We start from the raw sequence: 20,295 nt of genomic DNA on the forward strand, positions 1-20,295 counted from the left end.
AGGATGCAGGCAGGTCCGGCAGGATTCGAGGCGGCGATCGGAGAGCGCGACGCGCTCACGGTCGCCGCCCCGTCCCCGGGCGGCAACCTCGGCGCGGCGAACGGGTGGGCTCGAGAGATCGAGGTCATTCGCTCGCTCGACGGGGAACTGCCCGACGCGGCGTCCGATGTCGTCGGCTCGGTGTCAGCGGAGATGACCGTTCGCGGGGATGCTTACGCGGCGTCCGCGCCACGTCTGTTGCGGGCGTCTGAGGCGGCCGCGTGGCTGCAGTCGGCGACGTCGTGCGCGGTCGGGTACGACGGGCTGACCGTGCCGGTGTTCGCCGGCCTCGTGAACGATCTCGACGCGTCCGAGGAATCCGGCGACCTCGTGCTGACCGCTCGCGACGCGGCCGACCGACTGACAAAGCCGGTCCGGCTCAAGCCGTACGGGTCGAACATGGACCGTCGCGGCCGCGAGGGTCGCCACCCGACGAACACCTCGGCGGTCGTGACGGCGATCCTGCATGAGAACGGGATTCGCGTCACGCCGGCGCCTCGCTCGGACGCGTGCGAACTGTACGTTCCGGGTGTCGGGGGGTGGCTCGCTGACATCGGATGGACGTACCCACAGGGTGCCGGCGTCCCGGTCGACGGGTGGCTCGAGCCGTCCCGATTCGCCGTCGCTCCGAAGGCGACCGGCGAGCAGTTGCGCGGGTTCTTCAAGACCCGACGCAACTACGGCGGCAGCCGGTCGATGTTCGAGGCGTTCGTGAACGTAACAAGCGGCATGAGTCGCGCCGTCCTGTCTGTGCTGCTTGAGGGCTCGCGGTTCATTCTGCGCGTAACCGGCGGAAAAGTCGTCGTCGAGGCGACCAACGGGGGCGGCGCGGTTGAGATCATGTCGGCGAACGTGGCGACCGGGTGGCGGCATCTCTGTTTCGAGGTCGGCGGGAACTACCGGCGACTGTGGATCGACGCCGCTCAGGTGTTCGCGTCCGACACCGCATGGCCGATCACCGTGTCGGCGCAAGAGATCAACTATGTGCAGTGGGACGCCGGCGGCGTGCAGGGCGTCGCCGCGTACTGGCAGCCGACGACGAACACCCGGCCGAGCGCCGGCTACGTCGCTCACTCGCCCGAGGCCGACGTCGCTCAGGGCGCGCTCGACGTGATCGGCATCCCTGCCGTCGACGGCCGCGAGTCGTGGGACGTCCTGAAAGAGATCGCGGCCGCCGAACTCGGCATGGTCGGATTCGATGAGAGCGGCCGGTTCGCGTTCCGCACTCGCGCGATGATCGCGGATGGGCTGATCCCCGTCGCGACGTGGGACGTCGACCTAGTCGACGATCTGCACCCGTCCGTGTCTCTCGACAGTGTCGTGACGCGCGCGACGGCGACTGTGCGGCCGCTGCGCGGCGTCGACGCCGGCCTCGGCGCCGAGACGGAGGAAACTGCGGCACAGCCGTCGTTCATGCTGAGTGATCTGTTCTCGATCGAGCCGGGATCCTCATATCTCGATCTCGCGACCGGCGATCCGGTGCTGTCGTATCAGCAGAAAGTGAGCATCATCCAGCAGCAGGGCGGCGCTTACACGGCGGCTCTCGGCATGGCGGTCTGTCAGGATCCGGGCGGGCTGGTCCGATACGAGGGAATGCAACTCTCGGCATGGATCCAGCCGCTCGACACCCGCACGATCCGCGTGCACTTCCTGAATAACTCGGGGCAGGCGCTCTTCCCGGTCTGGCCCTGGGACTGGACCGAGGCCGGCGGTGTCTCTGGTCCGGTGCCGTACAACCTCAGCGCGGGCTCGCCGGCGCTGTGGATCCTCGGCGTGCAGTTCGGCGACTATTGGGATAGTCCGGTAACGATCGACCGCACGAACGCCGGCGCCGCGACATGGGGAGATCGCGTGTACGCGTTCCCCGACTCGGACTGGCGACAGGACGTGTGGACGACACGCGCGTTCATCGACGGTTTCCTCTCGGCCACGGGATCCCCGCGGGCGACGCTCGCTCAGGTCACCGTGCCGGCCGACCCGCGCTGGCAGATCGGAGATCTCGTCAGGCTCACCGATTGGCGCGGTCGTCAACCGGGGATCGTCGCCCGCATCACCTCGAGCCGGCTGCGGATCTCGCATGAGGTCGAGAACGGCATGATCGGAACGTACGGGCTGCGGCAGGTTGCCGGATCCCCGCCGACGATCGTCACTCAGCCGGCAGACGGTGCGCGCAATGCCGGCTCGACGATGACGTTCACCGTCGCCACGAGCGGCGCGACGTCGCATCGCTGGCAGATGCAAGAGCGCCCGGGGGTGGAGTGGCGCGACGTCGGGGTCGGTACGTCCTACACGACGCCGACTCTCGAGCCGGCGCACTCGGAGCGTCGCTACCGGTGCAACGCGGCCGGGCTCTTCGGCGATGAGTGGACGCGCGAGGCGCGCGTCATCATGGCTGCACCTGGCGCGCCCGCGGTGACACAGCACCCGGCGAGCACGGGGGCACAGGTCGGGTCGCCGGTGTCCATCTCGGCCGCGGCGTCGGGGGATCCCCTGCCGTCGCTGCAGTGGCAGCGCTCGAACCCGCCGGGATCGCCGTTCGTCGACGTACCCGGGGCGACGGTGTCACCTCTGGCATTCACGGCCGACATGTCGAACGCCGGCAATTACCGCGCGGTGTTCACGAACTCGGGGGGAACCGCGATCTCGAACATCGCTCTCGTCGACGTCTATTGGGACTAGGGGAACGGGGTATGCGGTGGAAGGTATCGGGGCATGGCTCGGGGGGCTGACCGTGGGTGAGGCGGTGCTGTGGGTCGTTGGCGCGGCCGCGGTCGGTGGCGGCGTCTGGAAGGGGTGGCCGGCTGCGAAACAGATCATCCGTGGTCTGTACGCCGCGGTCGTCCTGGCCGAGACGCTGGCGAACCTGCCGGCGACGCTGGCGGCGATCGAGTACGAACTCAAGCCGAATGGCGGGCGGTCGATCAAAGACCGAACCGAGCAGACGGTGCAGGGGGTCGCGGAACTCGAGGCGACCGTCGCGGCCGTCGTGCTGCAGCAGGGCGAGATCGCTCAGCGGCAGGACGCGACGGCCGCCGACGTCGCGCATGTGCGGCGCCAAACGGCGTCGCTGAAAACGAGCGTGGGCAGAGTGCGCCGGCGGCTCGACGAACACATTCAGGCGGGCGAACCCGCCGGAAAGGAGTAGACGCTATGAACACTTTCTGGGAGCAGTTCGCGGCATGGTTCACGGAGGACCGCCGGTCGAAGATCTACGCCGTGACGATCGCCGTCACGGCAGTTCTCACCGGGGCGGGCACGCTCGCCCCGGCCCACGCCGAGCCGATCCTCGTCGTCGTGCAGGGCGTGCTCGCCGCGATCGCCGCGGCGGTGCAGTTGTCCAACCTCACATGGGCGGGCCGTGCGCGCTGGTACACGTCTGTCGGTCGCGCGGCGCTGTACGCCGGCGCCGGATCGGTGGGCGCGCTGCTCGTCGCGTTCGGGATCCTCTCGCCCGATCAGGTCGACGAGGCGCTGCAGGTCGTCGCCGGCGTTCTGACGATCATCGGTTCGGTGCTCGGCGTGATCTACCTCAAGCCGGACACGGTCTGACGTGGCGCGTGTGACGTTCGCGTTCGCCGACCCGCGCCCGGACGGAGCAGACGCTCCGACCGGGTCGCGGGTACGGTGCGCGCTGCTGCAGCCGGATTCATCGGCAGATGTCATCCGCTCGACGGCCGCGTTCGACGTCGATCTATACGATGGTGCGGGCGAGGCGACCCTCGCCTCGGGCGTCTGGCGGATCACGGTCGAAGGTGTCTCGGGCGTCGACGAGCGATTCGTCATCGTGCCGGCCGGTGATGACGAGTACGCATTCCGATCGCTCGTCGACGTCGACCCGGCGACGCTCGCGCCGTCACCGGAGGCCGTGGCCGTTTGGCAGGATCTCTACTCGCGGTTGGCCGCCGGCGGTGGCGAGATCGGGGGAGGTCGGCAGTCGGTCGATTACTCGTTCCCCGGTGACCTCGTGCCGCGGATTGGTACGCCGTGGCGATCGCCGTCTGCCCTCTGCAGGCTGACGAAACTCACCGTCGACGGCGTGATCTACGAACCCGGCGGGCTGGCGCTGCGGCTCACCGTGAACGGGGGAGTGGTCGCGGAGATGGACACGCGCGCCGCGGCGGATCGGTCGATCCCGCTCGCGGTCACGATCGGCAACGGGGCGCGGGTCGCCGTCGACATCGTCGAGGTCTTCCCGAATCCCGCGATCTCGCTCGAGCCGGCATATCCGCCGCGCGACGTCGTCGTTCAGGTCTGGTGGGAATACCTGTGATCGAGCACGCGGGACCGGTGCTGGCGGTGCCGATCCAGCGTCCGAACTTTCACTGCTGGGCCGACGCGGTCGTACCCGTGCAGGGCGCGTACACCCTGGCGCAACACCTCGCCGAGTACGACCGGATTCCCGCCGAGATCCGTGAAGTGTTCGAGGCGCCGCGGCTCTACCCGCACGACTCGGCCGATCAGACTCAGGGCGTCGTGCGCTCGCTGTCGATTCACTTCGGGTTCGATGACGCCGGCGCGGATGGCCGTGCAGTGGCCGGCCGGTACACGGGAGACATCTGGGTCACGTCGAGAGCGCGGACCAGAACCCTCGTGCACGAGTTCGGGCATCACGTCGACTACATGTTCAATCGCATGGCCGCCGGCGGCAACGGGTCACGTCAACCTCTGAGCACGCTCCCCGAGTGGCAACAGTTATGGAACGACGTGCGACCCGGGATCCCGTCAGGGAACTACGCCGGCGAGAGCAGCGTCGAGTGGTTCGCGGAACTGTTCGCGTGGCAGGTACTCGACGACGCGTCGGCATTCCTACGCGCCGCGGGCAACACGGTCGCGCGGGCTCGTGCCGTGCGTGCCGCGTTCCTCGCCGTTCTCCCGATGCGAACGCCGTTCCACTACGACTGATGTCGCTCTCCCGGTAAACGCGCCGCTCCCAGCCTCTCAGGGCCGGGGGCGGCGCGTTTCGTCGTTCGCGCTCGGGCTCAGTTAGAAATCATCCCGACGATCAACACGAATAGATAGATGATGAAGGCGACCACCGCGAAGAACAGGATCGGCAGCACGAATCGTTTCCACGCGGGGAGGCGTGGCGACCCGTCGACGACGACGGGCGGTCGGGGCATCGAGCCGGCCGCGATGAAGAGCCCGCCGACGACGCCGGTCCACAGCGACCCGGGCATCTGCAGAAACACGCCGAGCAGCCCGAACGCCAGGGCTGCGATGCCGATCGCGATAGAGATCACCCCGAGCACCCCTGGGCCGCGACGTCGGAGCAGGACGGGCGGGGCGAGTTCCCGCTCGTCGGTCCATTCGGTGCCGGTCCACCGGCGACGGTAGGCGGTGTTCTCGGGGTCGGGATACCACCCGGCGGGGATCGTCATGCCGCGGAGCATAGGGGATCACGGTTACCACATTCCGACTACCCGGCCGGCCGCGGCCGGTGGCGTCGCTAGCCTCGCCTCATGCTCGACCGACTCTTCACGACAACGGAAGTTGCGGCGATCGCCCGTCGCCACGTCGTCACTGTCCGGCTCGCGCTCGAGGCTGGCGACCTCCACGGGACGCAACGCGTTCCGCGCGGGAGGTGGCTCGTCGCTGAGCCCTGCCTCGCGGCGTACCTCGAAGGTCGCCGCTGCGATCACCGCCAGTAGGGATCGAACACCACTCACACTCATGACGGCAGGCCTCGTCGTGGTCATCTGGGCCCTCGCCGGTCCCGCGTTGGCACAGCTGTTCCAGCAGGCGATCGACCAGGTCTCGAGCTTCTGAGAGCCATGCGCGGGTTGCTCGCCGACGATCGCGGCTCGACTCCGGTCGAGTTCGTGCTCGTCGGGGTGCTCCTCACGGCTCTGACGCTCGGTGTCCTGCAGCTGGGTTTGGCGGTCTACGTCCGGAACGTCGTGCACGACGCCGCCGTGGAGGGTGCCTATCACGCCGCCCTCGCCGACGTGGAGACGGCGGAAGGCGCCACCCGGGCGGAGGCCGTGATCGCCGGCGCTGTGGGCGGCGACTTCGTCGACGGCGCCACTGCGCGCGAATCGACCGCTCTCGGACACGAGACCATCGAGGTCACGGTCATCACGCGGCTCCCCCTCGTGGGTCTGCTCGGGGTGTCGCAGGGGTGGGAGGTGACCGTCCATGCGCCTGCGGAGAGCTTGGACTGACCTCGCCCGAGACGAGGACGGCTCGAGTGCGCTCGAGTTCATCGTCGGGGGCGTCATCCTCCTCGTCCCGCTCGTCTACCTGATCGTCGCCCTGGGCACGATCCAGGGGCAGGCGCTGGGAGTGGAGACGACCGCGCGTCACCTCGCCCGGACAGTGGCCACGTCGGAGAGTGCGGGCTCTGCGGACGCGAGATCGGAGCGGGTCCTCGACGCGCTGGTCGCCGAGTACGGGCTGGACCCTGCGGCCGTGTCGGTGTCGGTGTCGTGTGTCGGAGACGCGCCGGAGTGCCCGGCGGCGGGGGAGACGCTGCGTGTGACGGTGGGTGCACGGGTCGCCCTGCCCCTGGTGCCGCCGGTGCTGGGCCTGAACGAATCGGCGCGGGTCGAGGTCGAGTCGACGTCGGTGCAGAAGGTCTCCCGGTACTGGGGTGAGCCCTGATGCGCAGGGATGACGATGAGGGTAGCGTCCTGCTGCTGACGATCGGGTACGCGATGCTCGCGATCGCGCTCATTCTCGTGTGCGTCGACGCCACCAGCCTGTACCTCGCACAGAAGCGGACGCAGGCCGTCGCGGATGCCGCAGCCCTCGCCGGCGCGGACGGATTCACGCTGTCGGCGGCCGGCGGGGAGCCGGTTGCCGAACTGACCCGAGACGGCGTGCACGAGCAGGCCGTCTCGATCACGGCGGCATACGGCGACATGGCGGTGGTGGCGGCCGACACTCCAGACGGCCGGTCTGCCCGCGTCACCGTGACGACGAGGTGGAGCCCGCCGATCGCGGCGATGTTCGTTCCCGACGGGGTCCGGCTGGAGGCGACGGCCACCAGCCGGACGGCCCTGCGGTGATCCCACCGACTGAGTCCGATGTTCGCGGCATCCGTCACCGAGGGATCACGGAGAACAGCACCTTCTTCTTCACCATCAGGAACAGCAGGGCGATCACGACCGTGTGGATGATCGTTCCCTGCCACAGGCTCGTGCGATCGAGCCCCGGGATGTTCGCGACCGCCAGGACGAAGAACACGTGCACGATGAAGACGTACAGACTCGCCTGACCCAACGGCACCCACAGCCACCCCATCACCGCGTTCAACGGCTTCCACGCCACGGTCAGCACTGCGTAGCTGCAGATCAGGACGAGCGGTAGATCCAGGAGACGGCCCCAGTCGAGGTCGATGCGCTGGTATCCCGAGTCGTAAAGGCTGCCGTACAGGTCCGGGGAGAACGGTGCTGGCGTGAAGCCATAGGTGTCTCCAGCCCACAGGTAGACGAGGAATCCGGCGTAACCGACGACGAACGCGCCGGCGAGCACCTTTCCGATCGGCGTCGTCAGCGCGCCGATGATCTGGCGACGGTAGTACCCGATCACGAGACCGTGTGTGAACAGCACCTGCCACGCGAGCAGCGGGAAGACGGCGTTGAACTGCGAGGAGACGGGCGCATAGTCGGGGAAGAGGTCGTGTACCGCGTACGTCGCCCAGCTGCCGAGCAGGACGACCCACCACAGCCGGCGCTTGATCAGCCACATGAGGGCCGGATAGGCGAGGCTGAGCACGACGAACAGGCCCATGATGTTGAACGGCCACGGGCCCATCTCCAGCAGGAGCAGCTGCCGGACCGCGTACCACGGCGGCGGATAGTCCAGGAGTCTGTCGGCGTTGGGATAGAGGTTGTAGACGCGCCCTGTCGACGATTCTCCCGCCTCCCCGGTGCCACGATCGGTGAACGTCATCACGGCGCTCGCGTCGATGAACGGCACGAAGCTGAGGAAGAAGATCAGCAGGATCACCGCCAGGGCGACGAGGTACTGCTTCCGTGCACGCGCCCAGGCCGCCTTCGCCGCCGCCCACTCGCCGACGCGTCTGACCGCCGGCCAGAAGACCATCCCGAGCACGATCCCGCTCAGCAGCACGAACAGCTCGGCGCCCGTGATCGCACCGATCACATTCAACGCCGCGAACGAATACGGACTCGTCACCTCGATGTGCGTGACGACGACCACGATGATCACGAAGCCGCGGATCATGTCGATGCGCAGATCCCTGGAGGACGACTCGTCGGTGTACCGCCAGCGCGGCAGGGTGCGTCCGATGACACCCGACGCGAGGAAGGCAAGCGCCAGCACCGCGGCGCTCCCGGTGATCCACTGGATCTCGTCGCCGCCCTCGCGCACCTGGACCGTCGCGGCCGCGCCCTGCTCCTCGGTCACGACCTCGGTGACCGGGCCCCAGCGGATCACGCCGGTCGCGTTGAGGTCGTCGCTCAGGCGCTTCGCCAGATCGGCGGATGCCGTGGCGCGCCAATCGACCTCGGCCGTTCCCGCTTCGGCTTCCTCGCGCTCCGCCTCGACCCAGGTGATCGAGTCGATCCCGGGGTGGTCGGGGAGCTCGGCCAGCACCTGGCGCCACCACCCCTGCTTGACGGCTGTCTCGCTGTCGCCCTCGAGGGCGAAGTCGTACAGCGCTCCGGTGTCGAGGGCGAACGGGAATCCGGCATCCACGACAAAGCGCTCGTAGAAGCTGTCGCCCTGCGCGGTCGTGTACCCCCACCGCTCGGCGAGGCGGCTCGCGAACTCGCCGGGCTCCGGCGCACTGTTCACCTCGAGCGGCACGTCTCGCCCGGCGGAAGCGCCGGCCTCGCCCTTCGCGAAATAGAACATGGTGAGTCCGACACGATCGACAGCGGACTCCTTCGGGAAATACGGACCGTAGGGGTCGTCCGACTCGGTGAGCATGCCATCCGAATCGGTGTCGAGCAGTCGGAGATCGGTCGGAGTGAGGTCATTCAGGCGTCCGTCGGCCCGTTCGAACGGGTAACCCGAACCGTACGACGGCGCCCACACCATCTCGGCGCCCGAGTCGCCTCCGTGGACGACATCGGCGACTGCTTCGAAGGCATCGATGAACGCCGTCGGCTGCTGCCCCCAGGTCGTCCACGACCCGTTCATCTCGGGGGCGAAGCGGATCAGGTGATGGGTGCCGTACTGGGTGTGCAGCTCCTCCAGCGCGTCGTTGAAGGCGACCGCGTCGCTCGACGTGACGTCTTCGAGCGACACGCGCGGCTCGACGGTGAGGACGAGCACGCTGCCCTGGGCGGCGACATCCGTCGCCGCCCGCTGCCAGGCGTCGCGCCCATCGGCATCCAACGGGTAGGGGAGTCGGATCGCGTAAGTCGCCGGCGTCTGCCCGAGACGGTCCTCGTACCCGTCGGGTGAATCGGCCGCCCAGTCCAGCTCGGGACCGAACCACACGTCGCCCTCGTCCTGAGTCAGCGCTGACGCCGGCGCGACCGCGGCTGCGCCCAGCCCCACCGCGAGCGCGGTGGCGATGAGGAGGCGGGTGATCGCACGCGTCACGAGCGTCGGCACTCCAGGGTCCACACGTTGCGGCCGTCCGTGTACCGGTAGTCCAGTCGGTCGACGGCGGCGAGAGCGAGGGCGAGGCCACGCCCGCTCTCGTCGTCCGCCGTCGCCATCGTGATCGCGCTCAGATCGACTTCGGCGGGAAGGCCGTCGTCGCGGAAGACGGCGGTGAGCAGCGTGGCATCCGCTCGGAGGTCCAGCGTGAAGTGACGTCCGCTCGCACTGCCGGCGGCGACGGTGTGCTCGATCACGTTGCCTGCGATCTCGGCTACCGCGGTCTCGAACGCGAAGCGGACACGGGCGTCCGTGTCTCCGGCCTCGGACCAGAAGGCGGCCAGCTCGTCGAGAACCCGGTCGAGACTCTCGACGGCCACCTCCGCGACGAGACTGCGGTGGATGCCGTCAGTCACCGAACGCCTCCGCCACCGTCGCGCGGGGGCGCAGCACCCGATCGAGGTTCGTCATCGCGAGGATCATCGTGACCTGCTCGCTGGGTGCGGCGAGCCTCAGGTCGCCGCCGCCCTGGCGCGCAGTCTTCAGGCAGGCCACGAGCGCGCCGAGCCCGGACGAATCGATGAACTCGACCTGGGACAGGTCGATGACGGTGACGGACCCGCTGCTGCTCTGGATCTTCTCGGCGACCTGCTCTTTGAAGGAACGCGCCGACACCATCGTCAGTCGGCCCTGCGGGGTAATGAGAAGTCCGCCGTCGCGGGAATCGATGTCGAGCTGCATGTCAGGACTCCTTGAGTTCGGGGTGCTTGTCCGGTGAGTAGAGAGCGGCGCGGATGATGATGCTGAAGACGGCGAGGTCGTAGAGGACCCACGCGATGTTGATCAGTGGAGCGATCCCCTCGGCCTGTCCGACGGCGTAGCGGATGGACACCGCCACGAGCGAGAGGATGAGCGCGCCGATGACGATCAGCTGCGGACGCACGAGGTCCCACCGAGGTCGACCCTCGGCGACCCGCGTCTTCGGTGTCACAGAGAAGTCGAGAGGGCGCCCCAGATAGACGTTGTCGAACGCGGTCTTGACCGCCGCGATCCACACGGGGAACAGGGCCAGTGAGTATTGCGCGCCGCGCCAGGTGGGTCTGCCCTTGGCGACGACCAGGAACAGGATCTGATTGAGCACGAAGAACGGGATGAAGCGGACGAAGAAGTCCACGCTCCAGGCCTGGACGGGCATGACCCCGAAGGTCAGGTACAGGATGGGGGCGGCGACGTACACGAGGGCCGCGAAGCCGGCGAGGTAGCTCCACATCGTGCCGAAGTACATGATGCGCTGCCCCCACCCGAGGCCTTTCTGCACGAGCGGGTTCTCGCGGAACATCACCTGCATGGTGCCCTGTGCCCAGCGGAGGCGCTGCGTGAGCATCGTTGAGAGGTCCTCGGGCGCGAGACCCTTCGCGAGCACCTCGTCGTGGTACACCGACCGCCAGCCGAGCCCGTGCAGGCGCATCGACGTCGCCATGTCCTCGGTGACCGAGATGGTCGCCAGGGGCATGACCGCCTGCGCCTCTTCGTCGCGTCCGACATCGAACGACGAGACGAGGAGCGAGATGGACTCCAGCGCCGCCAGCGGAGACAGCGACCGGTCTCCGAGCGAGTCGAGGGTGACCTCGTCGATCGCGGCCAACGACGCAGCGTCCGCGGTCACGTCGGCCAGCCCGCGGAGCTCGGCGTGGAGGTCGGTGATGTCCTGATCGCTGAGCTCCCGGCGCACCCGGTCGATGCGCGCGTGGAAGGCGAACGTGACATCGGCGAGAGCGTCACCGCGGGCGATCTCCACCTTGACCTGATCGAGCGCCTCGGCGACCGTATCGAGCGCCGCGGCGATGCGGGGGTCGGCTCCGTGGTCGCGCCGCGCGCGGGAGAGCACGCGTCGAGAGGACCGAACGCCGCGATTGACGGCCAGGGTCACCTCGTCGACGTAGCGCGACACCCCGAGCTGCATCAGCGCCTCCCGCCGGAGGATGGCGTTCGAGCCGCAGAAGAAGGCAGCGTTCCAGCCGTCCTTCGACTGTTGGATGGGTCCGTAGAACAGCGGAGCCTGGCTGCCCAAGGGATCGGAGACGGGCACGTTGACAAACCACTGCGGCGTCTGGACGAGGGCGACACGCTCGTCTTCGAACCAGCCGAGCGTGCGGTCGAGGATGTGGGGGGAGGGCACCTGATCGGCGTCGAGGATGAGGAAAAATTCGCCCTCCGTGACCATCAGCGCGTTGTTGAGGTTGCCGGCCTTGGCATGACGAGGACGGTCGCGCCAAGCCTGCGAACGTGTGATCACGCCGATTCCCTCCGCCTCGGCGAGAGCGCGTAGCTCTTCGCGGTCGCCGTCGTCGAGGATCCACGTCTCGTGCGGGTAGGTGATGGCCTTGGCCGCACGTGCCGTCTTCATGACGAGGTCGAGCGGCTCGTTGTACGTGGCGATGAGGACGTCGACGGTCACCTCACGCGTGAGTTTCGGTGAATCGTGGCGTTCGCGGAGCCGCCAGGCGCCCAGGGCGAAGATCAGCGAGTCGATCAGACTGTAGGTCTCGGCGAGGACCAGGGGCACCGCGATCCACCAGGCTTCCCAGTTCACCGAGGCGAGCCAGCGCCAGGTCACGTAGTTGATACCCGAGATGGCGGACAGGAGCACGATCACGCGGACCAGCGCAAGCCGCCGAGTCGCCGCCTGGGCGAGTCGCTCGTTTTCGCGGCGGGTTCCGTCGCGCTGGAGTGTCGTCTCGACAACCATCAGTTTCCCTTCGGTCGCTCGGTCAGCCTGTCATCCGACGGAACGACTCGGGAGGCGGTTGCGAGCGTGTCGCGGCTTCGCTATGCGTCGGCTGGATGTCTCAGGCGCGTGAGTGGGGGACGAACTTCGGGAGCCAGCGCAGGAAGGCCCCCGCGCCGAGGACGCCGACGAGCCCGACAGCCGCGGCGGCGACCGGAAGGGAGAAGGCGGCGGTCAGGAGGGACACCAGCAGCGGGGTGGTGGCGCCACCGGCATCCGTCAACGTGCGCCATGACCCGAGGAACGGTGCGGGATCGTCGGCCGGCGCGAGGTCGGCGCCGATGGTCATGAGGATGCCGCTGGAAAGACCGTTTCCGACGCCGAGCACCGCCGCGAACATCGCGAACCACATCGCGGCGGCGGAGCCGGCGTGCGTCACCGACAGGGCGAGGAAGCCGCCGCCCATCAGGATCATCGCCGGCAGTGCCGCCCACAGGCGCCCGAAGCGGTCCATCACCTGACCGCTCGCGTAGAAGAGGGCGAAGTCGATCGCGCCCGAGATGCCGACGACGAGGGCTATCGACTGGGCATCGAGGCCGATCGAGACGCCCCACAGCGGCAGCACCACTTGTCGCGCCGATCGCACGGCCGACAGACACGCCGCCGCGAGTCCGACGCGCGACAGAACGCGGCGATGTCGCCACATCGTGCGGAAGACACCACGACGTTCGACGACGGGGATCGAGCCCGACACCGGTTCACCGGAATCCTCCACATCGCGAGGGCGCGGGGCCTCCGCCGCGAACTGCCGTTCGGGGTCGGGGCCGAAGCTCACGAGGACGATGAGCGCGACCAGGCACACGGCGAAGAACCAGATCGTCGACCGTTCCTCGCTGAACAGGCCGATCAGGGCGGCGGCGATGAACGGCCCGGTGAACATCCCGAAGCGGAAGGTGCCGCCCAGGAGCGACAGGGCCCTGGCGCGGAAGACGAGGGGAACCCGTGTCGTCATGAAGGAATGGCGCGCGAGCCCGAACGCCGCCGCACAGAAGCCGATGAGAAAGACAGCGGCCGCGAAGGCGAACAGTGCCGGAATGAGCGCCGCGGTCACCGCGGTCACGAGCGCAAGGCTCCCCGCGGCGATCATCGTGGGCCGCTCGCCGAAGCGCGCGACCGCCCACCCGGCGGGAATGTTGCCGATCAGCTGCCCGATCACGAGCAGCGACGCGATGAGGGCCGAGAGCGCCACGTCAGCGCCGAGACCACCGGCGATGATCGGAATGAGCGGGATCACCGACCCCTCGCCGATCGCGAACAGGACGGTCGGTGCGTACACCATGGGACCGAATCGCCAGAGGACTTCCCGGGCGGTGGGGGAGTCGGGGCGGTCGGACATCGGCATCCACGTTACTCTGGAGTGTCATGCTCGAATTCGATCCGTCTGCCGACATCCAGGCCCTCCGTTCCACCTTCGGTGAGATCAAGGCGGTCGTCGACGTCGACGCCTTGCACACCGAGATCGCACGACTGTCCGAAGAGGCGGGCGCGCCCGACCTCTGGGACGACGTCGAGAAGGCGCAGAAGGTCACCAGCGCGCTCAGCCACCGCCAGGCAGAGCTCAAGCGCGTGACCGAGATCGAGCAGCGCCTCGATGACCTCGACGTCATGGTCGAGCTCGCCCACGAGATGGACGACGAGGATGCCGCAGACGAGGCGCGCCGCGAGATCGTCGACCTCGAGAAGGTCATCAGTCAGCTCGAGGTGCAGACCCTCCTCGACGGCGAGTACGACGACCGGGGCGCGGTCGTCACCATCCGCTCCGGTGCCGGCGGCGACGACGCCACCGACTTCGCCGAGATGCTCATGCGCATGTACCTGCGCTGGGCCGAACGCCACAAGTACTCGGTGAAGGTGCTCGACACGTCCTATGCGGAAGGCGCGGGCATCAAGTCGGCGACCTTCGAGGTCGACGCCCCCTACGCGTACGGCACCCTGTCAGTCGAAGCGGGTACGCACCGCCTCGCGCGCATCAGTCCCTTCGGCTCCGCCGATAAGCGGCAGACGAGCTTCGCCGCCGTCGAGGTCATCCCGGTGATGGAGGAGGCCCAGGAGGTCGACATTCCCGAGGGTGACCTCCGCGTCGACGTCTTCCGTTCGTCCGGTCCCGGCGGTCAGTCGGTCAACACGACCGACTCAGCCGTGCGGCTCACGCACCTTCCGACCGGCATCGTCGTGTCGATGCAGAACGAGAAGAGCCAGATCCAGAACCGCGCCGCCGCCATGCGCGTCCTGCAGACGCGGCTCATGCTCCTCCAGAAGGAAGAAGAGGCCGCGAAGAAGAAAGAACTCGCCGGCACGATCACCGCCAGCTGGGGCGACCAGATGCGCTCCTACTTCCTGTACGGCCAGCAGCTGGTCAAGGACCTCCGGACCGGCCACGAGGTGGGCAACCCCACGGTCGTCTTCGACGGTGACCTCGACGGCTTCATCGCCGCGGGCATCCGCTGGCGCAAGCGCAAGGACGACGACGACTGACCCGCGGTGCGGGGAGTGTCGCTGACGGCTGCCACGACCCGCGCGCTTATGCTCGTCAGGTCATGATCCGGTTCGAGAACGTCAGTAAGCGGTACCGAGGGACGAACAAGCCGGCGCTCAGCGAGGTCGAGTTCGACGTGCAGCGCGGGGAGTTCGTCTTCCTTGTGGGCGCCTCCGGTTCGGGCAAGTCCTCGTGTCTGCGCCTGATCCTGCGGGAGGACACCCCGTCGGAGGGGCGCGTCGTGGTTCTCGGCCGCGACCTGCGGAGCCTGACGACGCGGAAAGTGCCGTACTTCCGACGCCACATCGGGTCGGTCTTCCAGGACTTCCGGCTGCTGCCGGGGAAGACCGTCTTCCAGAACGTCGCCTTCACTCTCCAGGTCATCGGTTCGAGCCGTGCGTTCATTCAGCAGTCCGTCCCCGAGGCGCTGGCGCTCGTCGGGCTCGAGGGTAAGGAGAAGCGTCTGCCGCACGAGCTCTCCGGCGGTGAGCAGCAGCGTGTCGCGATCGCCCGCGCGATCGTGAACCGGCCGCAGATCCTGCTGGCCGACGAGCCGACCGGCAACCTCGACCCCGCGACCTCGATCGACATCATGCAGCTGCTGGCCCGCATCAACGCGGGCGGCACGACGGTGGTCATGGCCACGCACGAGGCGGGTTTCGTCGACCAGATGCAGCGCCGCGTCATCGAGCTCAGCGGCGGTGTGATCATGCGCGACGAGCGTCACGGCGGGTACGGCGACACGTCGGGCCTTCCCACGCTGGCTCCCGAGACGGTGAAGGGCGCGGCGGCGACCGCGGCGCTGACGGCCGTCCTCGAACTCCAGAAGCAGATCGCCTCGAACGGATCGTCTGCCGACGCCGAGCAATCGTGGGTGGATGCCGCTCCGACCCCGCCGGCCCCGGAGCCCGACACGGTGCTCCCGGCGGTGCCGGTGGTCGCGCCCGCGCCCGTCGACGAGACCTTCGTGCCGGCTCCGGCCGAAGTCGAGCCCGCTGAGCCGGAGGTGTCTGCCGCGAGCCGCGCAGAGCCGGACACCGGGACGCGGTCGACGCCGATCGACTCCCCGGAGATTGACCTCGCCTCGATCGACGGACTGGGTGTGGCGGATCGGCTGGGGCTCGGCAAGCGGGACGACGAGGAAGTGGGGCCGACCGCATGAGAGTGGGACTGGTCCTCGGCGAGGCCTTCAGCGGACTCCGCCGGAACGCCTCGATGGTCGTCTCCGTCGTGCTGGTCACCTTCGTGTCGCTGACCTTCGTCGGGGCCGCCATCCTGATGCAGGTGCAGATCGGCAAGATGTCCGACTACTGGGTCGACCGTGCCCAGGTCGCCGTCTTCATGTGCCGCGAGGGTTCGACGCAGACGACCTGCAGTGACGGTGTCGCCACAGAGGAGCAGCTCGCGGCGGTCAAGGAGAAGCTCGACAGCCCTGCGCTCAGCGACGTCGTCCGGGGGGTGCGGTTCGAGGACCGCGACACCGCGTACGCGAACGTCCTGGAGCTCATGGGCGACGACTACGAGGCGTTCATCACGCCGGCGCAGCTGAACGAGACATACTGGGTGAATCTCACCGACCCGACGCAGACCGATGTCATCTCGGAGGCCTTCACCGGGATGGACGGGGTCGAGGAGGTGACCGACCAGATGCAGTACCTCGACCCGCTCTTCTCCGCGCTGAATGTCGCCACCTACATCGCGGTGGGTATCGCGGGCCTCATGCTGGTCGCCGCGGTCCTGCTGATCTCCACCACCATCCGTCTGTCCGCATACGCCCGGCGGAAGGAACTCGGGATCATGCGGCTGGTGGGTGCGTCGAACCGCTTCATCCAGACGCCGTTCATCCTCGAGGGTGTCTTCGCGGCCCTGGTGGGCTCGGCGCTCGCGAGTGTCGCCATCATCCTCGGACTCCAATTCGGGGTGAACGGGTACCTCCGCGGTCAAGTGGACTTCGTCACCACCTGGGTGGGGATGGCGGATGCCGCGCTCGTCGTTCCCGTGATCGTCGTGCTCGGACTCGTGCTGGCAGCGGCGTCCGCGAGTTTCGCCATCCGTCGGTGGCTCCGCGCCTGAGCGCCGTACGTCCGAGCGTTCGCCTGGGCTAGACTGGCAGGCCGGTCGCGCGAGGGTCGCGTCGGGACGCGCGGGAGCGCGCGGGAGGAGTCATCATGGTCCGGGAACGCGGCGAGCAGGTCATCGCGACCAATCGTCGTGCGCGTCACGACTACGCCATCGAGAAGACGTACGAGGCAGGGCTGGTGCTCACCGGCACGGAGGTGAAGTCGCTCCGACAGGGGCGCGCCAACCTGACCGACGGTTACGCCTTCATCGACGGCGGCCAGGCCTTCCTCGACGCCGTGCATATCCCGGAGTACTCCCAGGGGCACTGGACCAATCACGCCGCGAAGCGCACGCGCAAGCTCCTGCTGCACAAGGACGAGATCGTGAAGCTCTCGCACGCCGTCTCGGCGGGCGGGTACACGCTCATCCCGATGAAGCTGTACTTCTCGGACGGCAGGGCGAAGGTCGAGATCGCGGTCGCGAAGGGCAAGCGCGAGTTCGAGAAGCGTCAGACCATCCGTGAGCGCGAGGACAAGCGCGAGGCTGAGCGCGCGATGCGCAGCCGCAACCGTCTCGGCGAGTGATCAGCTCGCTCTGAAGCGCGCATCCACCGCGGCGGTGACCACGACGTCCGCGGGCGTGACGGCGAAGCCGGGGGAGCCGGCGGCATCCATCATCATGCCCTTCAGCGCTGCGCGCTCGGCGGCCGGCTCAGGTGCGGGCGAGAGCAGGCCGGCGTCAGCGACGTCGAGGGGCTCGAGCTTCGTGCGGCCGATCGCGCCCGCGTGCGCCGTGGCGCGTTCGACGGCGTCGCCGACCGCCGCGGCCGCGGTCTCCCGCTCGAGCCGACGCGCGGTCGTGGGCGTGAGGTGCCAGTCGATGCCGTCGATGCGGACGGAGGGCCCAGCCGAGACGTCGTCGAGCCAGCCGGACACCGCCTCGAGATCGGCGAAGACCGCGGTCAGGACGAGGCTGGCGTGGTGCACCGGCTCGAGTTGCGCTCCCGCATCGTTCCACGGACGCTCGGCCCAGATCGACACGCGAGGGTTCGACCAGGTCTCGACGGCGCCGCGCGCTTGGAGGTCGGCGAGCGAAGCGCGCAGCGGCTCCACGGCCCGGTGAACGTCGGCGATCACGGCGGCGCGGTCGCCACCGTCGGTCTCGGCGGCCACCCGCACGGTGGCCCGCTCCGGTGCGATGCGCGATTCGCTCGTCCCTCGCACGGTTACGATCAGCTCGCTCATGCGACGACTCTACGGCGCAGTGCGACGCGGCCGCGGCGCCGGCGGCGGCGGAACCTCCTTGGCGGCGATGACGGCACCGCGGGGGATCCGCTCCTCGCCACGCTTTCCGGCCACCACGATGACGTCGTCATCAGCGGAGAGCAGCTCGCCGAGCGCGTCGGTCGCCTGACCCGACGGGAGGAGATACCGCACGACGACCCGTCGCCCGGGGAGCGGCAGGTCTCTCACCACTGGCCCGGCGCGTAGTCCTTCAGGAACACTCCGAAGAGGTCCTCACCCGCTTCGCCACGCACGATCGGATCGTAGACGCGCGCCGCGCCGTCGACGAGGTCCAGCGGAGCATGGAACCCCTCCTCGGCGAGGCGAACCTTCGTCGGGTGGGGGCGCTCATCCGTGATCCACCCGGTGTCGACGCTCGTCATGAGGATGCCGTCCGTCTCGAACATCTCCCGCGCGCTCGTGCGGGTGAGCATGTTCACGGCGGCCTTCGCCATGTTGGTGTGCGGGTGGCCGGGGCCCTTGTACCCGCGGTTGAACACGCCTTCCATGGCGCTGACGTTCACGATGTAGGTCCGCCTCGCGGAGCTGGCGGCGAGGGACGGACGAAGCTTCGACACGAGGAGGAAGGGGGCCGTCGTGTTGGCCAGCTGCACCTCGAGCATCTCGAGCGGATCGACCTCCTCTACGCGCTGCACCCAGGAGTTGCTGTGGTCGAGGTCGGGGATGAGGCCGCCGGCGTCGATGGCGGTTCCTGCTGCGAGACGCTCCAGCGAACTCGACCCCGCCGCCATCGCCTGCTCGGTGAGCTCCTCCGCACGGGATGCCGCAGCGGCGAGGATCGGATGCGCGGTGACGGAGCGCTCCAGGGCCTGGGGGTGCTGGTCGTTCGTGTGCCCGAACGTCACCAGCTCCGGGAGCGGTCCATCGGGAAGCGGGGACAGCTCCGCATCCACCAGCGGCTGATACGCGCCGGGGGAGCGGCGGACCGTCTGCGTGGCGTTGTTGATCAGGATGTCGAGCGGCCCCGCTGCGGCGACGTCGTCGGCGAGCCCCACGACCTGTGCGGGATCGCGAAGATCGATTCCGATCACCTTCAACCGGTGGATCCAGTCCGACGCATCGGGCAGGCTGCTGAACCGGCGCACCGCATCGCGGGGGAAGCGGGTGGTGATCGTGGTGTGCGCACCGTCGCGGAGGAGCCGGAGAGCGATGTACATGCCGATCTTGGCGCGTCCGCCGGTGAGCAGCGCGCGCTTGCCGGTGAGGTCGGTGCGGGCGTCCCGCTTGTCATGGCTCATCGCCGCACACTCGGGGCAGAGCTGGTGGTAGAACGCGTCGACGACGGTGTAGGGCTTTTTGCAGATGTAGCAGCCGCGGGCCTTGCGGAGTGTTCCGGCGGAAGGGGTCGTCGTCCGGGTGCTGATCGGGATGCCGCGTGTCTCGTCGTCGATGCGGTCGGGCGCCCCGGTGGCGGTGGAGTGGACGACGGCACGGTCTGCCGCCGCGATCGCGTCGCGGATCTCGCGACGACGGACCTTCTTCGTCGCCTTGAACATCGCCGCGGTCGCGCGGCGGACGGTGACGTAGTCGGGGTGCGTCTGGTCGACGTCTGCCAGCGCGTCCAAGACCCGGAGCGTCGTTGCGAGGTCGGCGGGGTCGATGCCGCTGGGAGCGTCGGCGGTGGGGGTGGACTCGTTCTCGGGCACACGAGATTCTACGCCGGGACGCGCACCTGTTAGCGTGCGGGGGTGACCAGCCCGGACGCCGCACCCGTGACCGCCCGCATCCGCGTGTCCGCTGCGGTCATCGTCGATGCGGACGGTCGCCTGCTCCTGGTGCGGAAAGCCGGCACCACGGCCTTCATGCAGCCCGGTGGCAAGCCCGAGCCGGGGGAGACGCCCGCGGAGACCCTGGTGCGGGAACTCACGGAAGAGCTCGGACTCAAGGTGGCGGCGAGCGCGGTCGAGCCGCTGGGAGAGTTCCGCGCGAGCGCGGCGAACGAGCCGGGCTTCGTCGTCGAGGCAGACGTGTTCCGCGTCGACATCGGTGGGCAGACGCCTGTCGCGTCGGCCGAGATCGCCGAGCTTCGCTGGGTGTCGCGATCGGATGCCGCGACCGTGGAGGTCGCACCGCTGGCGGCGGAGTACTTCCTGCCCGCCTGAGGTTCGGCG

23 protein-coding genes are annotated in these 20,295 nt (G+C 68.7%); 14 read left to right on the forward strand and 9 right to left on the reverse strand.

The window, feature by feature from the left end; all coding sequences use genetic code 11:
* Positions 1-3: 3 nt before the first annotated feature.
* The 5 genes from BKA24_RS08475 to BKA24_RS08495 are packed head-to-tail and all read left to right on the forward strand — an operon-like array spanning position 4 to position 4,941.
* Positions 4-2,718, forward strand: a complete 2,715-nt coding sequence (locus tag BKA24_RS08475; protein WP_184217026.1) for an immunoglobulin domain-containing protein — start codon at positions 4-6, stop codon at positions 2,716-2,718.
* Positions 2,719-2,770: 52 nt separating this feature from the next.
* Entirely contained in the window at positions 2,771-3,184 is a 414-nt protein-coding gene (locus BKA24_RS08480) for a hypothetical protein (protein WP_184217028.1), read from the forward strand.
* Between the two features lie 5 nt (positions 3,185-3,189).
* Complete coding sequence (locus BKA24_RS08485) at positions 3,190-3,588, forward strand: phage holin (protein WP_184217030.1); 399 nt, start codon at positions 3,190-3,192, stop codon at positions 3,586-3,588.
* 1 nt (position 3,589) lies between these two features.
* Positions 3,590-4,309: a hypothetical protein gene (locus BKA24_RS08490; protein WP_184217032.1), complete on the forward strand. Its 720-nt coding sequence runs from the start codon at positions 3,590-3,592 to the stop codon at positions 4,307-4,309.
* Positions 4,306-4,941: a hypothetical protein gene (locus BKA24_RS08495; RefSeq protein WP_184217034.1), complete on the forward strand. Its 636-nt coding sequence runs from the start codon at positions 4,306-4,308 to the stop codon at positions 4,939-4,941. Before BKA24_RS08490 ends, BKA24_RS08495 begins: the two co-directional genes overlap by 4 nt.
* Before the next feature lie 77 nt (positions 4,942-5,018).
* Here BKA24_RS08495 and BKA24_RS08500 read toward each other — a convergent pair whose 3' ends face one another.
* On the reverse strand, positions 5,019-5,417 hold the full coding sequence (locus BKA24_RS08500) for a DUF2510 domain-containing protein (RefSeq protein WP_184217036.1): 399 nt from the start codon (positions 5,415-5,417) through the stop codon (positions 5,019-5,021).
* A gap of 81 nt (positions 5,418-5,498) precedes the next feature.
* Here BKA24_RS08500 and BKA24_RS08505 point away from each other — a divergent pair, with 81 nt between their 5' ends.
* The 4 genes from BKA24_RS08505 (at position 5,499) to BKA24_RS08520 (ending at position 7,046) form a co-directional block, all read left to right on the forward strand.
* Positions 5,499-5,687, forward strand: coding sequence for a helix-turn-helix domain-containing protein (locus BKA24_RS08505; protein ID WP_184220917.1), 189 nt, complete (start codon positions 5,499-5,501; stop codon positions 5,685-5,687).
* Between the two features lie 123 nt (positions 5,688-5,810).
* Positions 5,811-6,200, forward strand: coding sequence for a TadE/TadG family type IV pilus assembly protein (locus BKA24_RS08510; protein WP_184217038.1), 390 nt, complete (start codon positions 5,811-5,813; stop codon positions 6,198-6,200).
* Positions 6,175-6,639 carry a TadE/TadG family type IV pilus assembly protein gene (locus BKA24_RS08515; RefSeq protein ID WP_184217040.1) on the forward strand — a complete coding sequence of 155 codons (465 nt, stop codon included), beginning with the start codon at positions 6,175-6,177 and terminating at the stop codon, positions 6,637-6,639. The genes BKA24_RS08510 and BKA24_RS08515 overlap by 26 nt, the downstream gene beginning before the upstream one ends.
* Positions 6,639-7,046 carry a pilus assembly protein TadG-related protein gene (locus BKA24_RS08520; RefSeq protein ID WP_184217043.1) on the forward strand — a complete coding sequence of 136 codons (408 nt, stop codon included), beginning with the start codon at positions 6,639-6,641 and terminating at the stop codon, positions 7,044-7,046. Before BKA24_RS08515 ends, BKA24_RS08520 begins: the two co-directional genes overlap by 1 nt.
* A 34-nt stretch (positions 7,047-7,080) precedes the next feature.
* Here the strand turns inward: BKA24_RS08520 and opgC are convergent, their stop codons facing one another.
* The 5 genes from opgC to BKA24_RS08545 all read right to left on the reverse strand — a co-directional run bounded on the left by opgC (position 7,081) and on the right by BKA24_RS08545 (position 13,679).
* Positions 7,081-9,567 (reverse strand): OpgC domain-containing protein, encoded by a 2,487-nt coding sequence (opgC, locus tag BKA24_RS15785; RefSeq protein WP_184217051.1) that lies wholly within the window; start codon positions 9,565-9,567, stop codon positions 7,081-7,083.
* On the reverse strand, positions 9,552-9,971 hold the full coding sequence (locus tag BKA24_RS08530) for an ATP-binding protein (RefSeq protein ID WP_184217053.1): 420 nt from the start codon (positions 9,969-9,971) through the stop codon (positions 9,552-9,554). The genes opgC and BKA24_RS08530 overlap by 16 nt, the downstream gene beginning before the upstream one ends.
* Positions 9,964-10,296 carry an STAS domain-containing protein gene (locus BKA24_RS08535; protein WP_184217055.1) on the reverse strand — a complete coding sequence of 111 codons (333 nt, stop codon included), beginning with the start codon at positions 10,294-10,296 and terminating at the stop codon, positions 9,964-9,966. Before BKA24_RS08535 ends, BKA24_RS08530 begins: the two co-directional genes overlap by 8 nt.
* A gap of 1 nt (position 10,297) precedes the next feature.
* Positions 10,298-12,304, reverse strand: coding sequence for a glycosyltransferase family 2 protein (locus BKA24_RS08540; protein WP_184217057.1), 2,007 nt, complete (start codon positions 12,302-12,304; stop codon positions 10,298-10,300).
* A 100-nt stretch (positions 12,305-12,404) separates the two neighbouring features.
* Positions 12,405-13,679: an MFS transporter gene (locus tag BKA24_RS08545; protein ID WP_184220638.1), complete on the reverse strand. Its 1,275-nt coding sequence runs from the start codon at positions 13,677-13,679 to the stop codon at positions 12,405-12,407.
* Positions 13,680-13,705: 26 nt separating this feature from the next.
* Between BKA24_RS08545 and prfB the strand changes: the two genes are divergently transcribed.
* The 4 genes from prfB (at position 13,706) to smpB (ending at position 17,464) form a co-directional block, all read left to right on the forward strand.
* On the forward strand, positions 13,706-14,818 hold the full coding sequence (gene prfB, locus BKA24_RS08550; RefSeq protein ID WP_184217060.1) for a peptide chain release factor 2: 1,113 nt from the start codon (positions 13,706-13,708) through the stop codon (positions 14,816-14,818).
* Positions 14,819-14,880: 62 nt separating this feature from the next.
* Entirely contained in the window at positions 14,881-15,981 is a 1,101-nt protein-coding gene (gene ftsE / locus BKA24_RS08555; RefSeq protein WP_184217062.1) for a cell division ATP-binding protein FtsE, read from the forward strand.
* Entirely contained in the window at positions 15,978-16,892 is a 915-nt protein-coding gene (gene ftsX / locus BKA24_RS08560; RefSeq protein ID WP_184217064.1) for a permease-like cell division protein FtsX, read from the forward strand. Before ftsE ends, ftsX begins: the two co-directional genes overlap by 4 nt.
* 95 nt (positions 16,893-16,987) lie before the next feature.
* Positions 16,988-17,464, forward strand: a complete 477-nt coding sequence (smpB, locus tag BKA24_RS08565; RefSeq protein ID WP_184217074.1) for an SsrA-binding protein SmpB — start codon at positions 16,988-16,990, stop codon at positions 17,462-17,464.
* Here smpB and BKA24_RS08570 read toward each other — a convergent pair whose 3' ends face one another.
* The 3 genes from BKA24_RS08570 to BKA24_RS08580 are packed head-to-tail and all read right to left on the reverse strand — an operon-like array spanning position 17,465 to position 19,830.
* Entirely contained in the window at positions 17,465-18,124 is a 660-nt protein-coding gene (locus BKA24_RS08570; RefSeq protein ID WP_184217076.1) for an SIMPL domain-containing protein, read from the reverse strand.
* A 9-nt stretch (positions 18,125-18,133) separates the two neighbouring features.
* Entirely contained in the window at positions 18,134-18,352 is a 219-nt protein-coding gene (locus tag BKA24_RS08575; protein WP_343066041.1) for a putative acetyltransferase, read from the reverse strand.
* Positions 18,349-19,830 carry an SDR family NAD(P)-dependent oxidoreductase gene (locus BKA24_RS08580; RefSeq protein ID WP_184217088.1) on the reverse strand — a complete coding sequence of 494 codons (1,482 nt, stop codon included), beginning with the start codon at positions 19,828-19,830 and terminating at the stop codon, positions 18,349-18,351. The genes BKA24_RS08575 and BKA24_RS08580 overlap by 4 nt, the downstream gene beginning before the upstream one ends.
* A 42-nt stretch (positions 19,831-19,872) precedes the next feature.
* Here BKA24_RS08580 and BKA24_RS08585 point away from each other — a divergent pair, with 42 nt between their 5' ends.
* Positions 19,873-20,286 (forward strand): NUDIX domain-containing protein, encoded by a 414-nt coding sequence (locus BKA24_RS08585; RefSeq protein WP_184217090.1) that lies wholly within the window; start codon positions 19,873-19,875, stop codon positions 20,284-20,286.
* Positions 20,287-20,295: the final 9 nt, after the last annotated feature.

This window comes from Microbacterium marinum (assembly GCF_014204835.1).
GTDB classification, from domain to species: Bacteria; Actinomycetota; Actinomycetes; order Actinomycetales; family Microbacteriaceae; genus Microbacterium; species Microbacterium marinum.

Coding starts and splice junctions, on each gene's coding strand:
- BKA24_RS08475 (WP_184217026.1), top strand. CDS start 4: ATGCAGGCAGGTCCGGCAGGATTCGAGGCGGCGATCGGAGAGCGCGAC.
- BKA24_RS08485 (WP_184217030.1), top strand. CDS start 3,190: ATGAACACTTTCTGGGAGCAGTTCGCGGCATGGTTCACGGAGGACCGC.
- BKA24_RS08500 (WP_184217036.1), bottom strand. CDS start 5,417: ATGACGATCCCCGCCGGGTGGTATCCCGACCCCGAGAACACCGCCTAC.
- BKA24_RS08505 (WP_184220917.1), top strand. CDS start 5,499: ATGCTCGACCGACTCTTCACGACAACGGAAGTTGCGGCGATCGCCCGT.
- BKA24_RS08510 (WP_184217038.1), top strand. CDS start 5,811: ATGCGCGGGTTGCTCGCCGACGATCGCGGCTCGACTCCGGTCGAGTTC.
- BKA24_RS08515 (WP_184217040.1), top strand. CDS start 6,175: ATGCGCCTGCGGAGAGCTTGGACTGACCTCGCCCGAGACGAGGACGGC.
- BKA24_RS08520 (WP_184217043.1), top strand. CDS start 6,639: ATGCGCAGGGATGACGATGAGGGTAGCGTCCTGCTGCTGACGATCGGG.
- BKA24_RS08535 (WP_184217055.1), bottom strand. CDS start 10,296: ATGCAGCTCGACATCGATTCCCGCGACGGCGGACTTCTCATTACCCCG.
- BKA24_RS08540 (WP_184217057.1), bottom strand. CDS start 12,304: ATGGTTGTCGAGACGACACTCCAGCGCGACGGAACCCGCCGCGAAAAC.
- BKA24_RS08545 (WP_184220638.1), bottom strand. CDS start 13,679: ATGTCCGACCGCCCCGACTCCCCCACCGCCCGGGAAGTCCTCTGGCGA.
- prfB (WP_184217060.1), top strand. CDS start 13,706: ATGCTCGAATTCGATCCGTCTGCCGACATCCAGGCCCTCCGTTCCACC.
- ftsE (WP_184217062.1), top strand. CDS start 14,881: ATGATCCGGTTCGAGAACGTCAGTAAGCGGTACCGAGGGACGAACAAG.
- ftsX (WP_184217064.1), top strand. CDS start 15,978: ATGAGAGTGGGACTGGTCCTCGGCGAGGCCTTCAGCGGACTCCGCCGG.
- smpB (WP_184217074.1), top strand. CDS start 16,988: ATGGTCCGGGAACGCGGCGAGCAGGTCATCGCGACCAATCGTCGTGCG.
- BKA24_RS08570 (WP_184217076.1), bottom strand. CDS start 18,124: ATGAGCGAGCTGATCGTAACCGTGCGAGGGACGAGCGAATCGCGCATC.